The organism is Candidatus Schekmanbacteria bacterium (genome assembly GCA_003695725.1).
Taxonomy (GTDB): Bacteria; Schekmanbacteria; GWA2-38-11; order GWA2-38-11; family J061; genus J061.
The window spans coordinates 1-2,674 of sequence record RFHX01000363.1; the positions used below are offsets into that span (position 1 = coordinate 1).

The window sequence follows — 2,674 nt, forward strand, 5'->3', positions numbered from 1 at the left end:
GTCCTCATTCTTTAATTGGGTTGGTCTTTCTTTGATTAATTTGACCCACAACTCATTTATCTTATCCCAATCATATTTTAAAGAAAATTCCCTAGATTCTTTAGAATATTTCTCTCTAAGTTTCTTATCATCATATAATTTCTGTAGCGCCTCTGCTATTTTATTGTCGTCTGGGATAACAAACTCAACCCCATTTTGTCCTACCCAAGTAACGTCCCTACCGTATGTGTCTTTTAATGGTGGGATAAGTTCCCCGTGCCCCTTAACTAACTCAAATCCTGTGGTATATGCAGTAGTAACTACAGGAACCCCTGCTGCCTGAGCTTCTATTAGTGGAACACCAAATCCTTCCCCGCCGGTAGGTAAACAAAAAACATCGAATGAATTGTATATTTCATTCATTTTCTCATCATCTATATTAAATCTTGTCTGGATATCTAACTTAGGATAAGTTAATTGCCATTTCCCACGCATACCATACTTTTCCGCTATGTGATTATAACTCCAACCATCTGAGACAACCACCGGATCTGAATCAGAATGAATCAATAACATAACGTCACTCTTATCCTTAGCAAACTTAGAAAACCCCTCAAATAATTTATACCACATTTTACGATATTGATTCCTGCCCACAGCCCCAACAATAAACATTTCTGAAAAAGGAGCACCGGCATCTCTAAGCCTATTTCTAATTTCTTCTTTAATTGGTTTGAATACTTTGGTATCTACTCCATGAGGAATTGTAACTATTTTATATCTATCTTTAGTATGGTGAGAGATGGTTAATTTTCCCCATTCGGACATAGCTATTATTCCATCCATCCTATCCCAGATAGGAATCCATTCCCTAACAACGACCTTAGTATCTAAAGGACAATATCCATACCACCGGCCTGTCCACCCGTTCTTTCTTGCTTCTTCTATTGCTGGAACGTATCCTGCTTGTAATCCGATATCCCTTAATGTAACAACCACATCTGGATTATATTTCTTTATATAAAAACCCAAAGCATCAAATCCGTCCGGATGTTTAAATCCAGAGACAACCTTATATCCCTCATATTCTATTTCACCACCACGAAACTGAGTACCAAGAGCAATTACTTCTATATCTTTCTCTTTGGCTAATCTCTTTAAAACATTTCTACCAACCATACCATATCCGGTCTTTTGCCACGGGTCATCCGATACCCAAAGGAAGGTTATCTTTTTCTTATCATTTGAATTACCATTATCACTAAGTTTTGATTCCCCAAGAATCATTTTTTAAGCACCTCCACCAACTTTTGTGCAGAATATTCCCCAGTATACTTAGAGACATGATTGCTTCCTTTGATTCCCCTATCCTTAAGTTTGTTTCTGTCTTTCTTCCATAGTTCATAAACCTCTCTCATCCTCTTCCTCAATGAGTCTATGTCCGGTTTAGGCATTAGGTTCCCCTCAACAAAAAACCTTCTATCCGCTTGAATTTTCTCTTTAGTTTCTATCCAAAAAGGGAAGTCGCCAACAAAATCCATATATCCTGCCTCATTATTCTTAGTCAGAATTACTGGTAAACCAGAAGCCATCGCTTCATGAATAGTTAATCCCCAAGATTCTCCCATCGTGGGAGACACAAAACAATCAGCCATACGATATAATTGGGGTAGTTTACTTGGCTCTAAATAAGTCTGATCGGCTATTATCGTTGGTATTTTAGTTAACCCCATTTCCTTACCAATATTCTTAATTAATTTTTCTGCATCATACTGTGGCATAAAAAAGGTGGATATCTTTAAGTAAAGTGCCACATCATCTTCCTCAGTAAATTCATTTAAGAATGCCTTTATTAAAATATCCGTCCCCTTCCTATCGTTTTCGGCGCCGGTCCAAGAATTAACTGATAAGAAAACACACTTATCCTTAATCTCATCCTCTCTTTCTCTTGGTTTAATTTTGGGATTAAACCTATTTGTGTCTATCCCTTCCGGAACTATATGGATTGGTACTCTGACTCCACCATTAAAGAATAGGTTTTTGGTCGCTTTGCTAGGAACAATTATTTTCTTACATATCCTATTTATTATTTCCCCCCAGTTTTCTGGTATCTTACTACCTTCATGAACAACTAATCCATAAACATCGCCAGCAATTTGAGTAGATAACCACATGTCTGGACGATATGTTAAAATAGTACACACATCTTTATCTTTATAATCAATTAGAGAGTATGCATTATTACCTAGAGTCTGTTTACTATCATCAAAATCTGGGTTATAAAAATCGAATACATGGACGGGTATCCCCTTCTTTATAAGTCCCCTTATTATTTCCCTATGGTGCGACGCCACGCCAGTAGGATGAAAAACCACCCCTTGCCAATAAATCTTCACCATCTCCTAACACCTCCAACAATTTATTATTTAATTCGTATGAGCATTCCTCTAACGACGGCAGCGGCTTAAATTTCCTTTTTTTAATTGATTGGAAATTGTCTATTACGTATTGTATTTTATCAACCACTTCTTTAACGTCTATGTCGTCCATATTATTCCCGGTATAAGGATAAAGTTGGTGGGATATAAACTTCTTACCATTTGGTTCTAATTGAATTGAATTACATTTTGTTATGAATTCTTTATGGCCTTGTATGTTTGATACGATTACAGGTATGTTATAACCTATCATTTCA

The 2,674-nt window shown here is 36.6% G+C and carries 2 protein-coding genes; both read right to left on the bottom strand.

Annotated features, from left to right (window positions below):
* On the bottom strand, positions 1 to 1,266 hold a 1,266-nt coding region (locus D6734_13100), incomplete at its 3' end, for a glycosyltransferase (protein RMF92074.1).
* Positions 1,263 to 2,378 (bottom strand): glycosyltransferase, encoded by a 1,116-nt coding sequence (locus D6734_13105; protein RMF92075.1) that lies wholly within the window; start codon positions 2,376 to 2,378, stop codon positions 1,263 to 1,265. The genes D6734_13105 and D6734_13100, both read right to left, overlap by 4 nt.
* Between the last annotated feature and the right edge of the window lie 296 nt (positions 2,379 to 2,674).

Coding starts and splice junctions, on each gene's coding strand:
- D6734_13105 (RMF92075.1), bottom strand. CDS start 2,378: ATGGTGAAGATTTATTGGCAAGGGGTGGTTTTTCATCCTACTGGCGTG.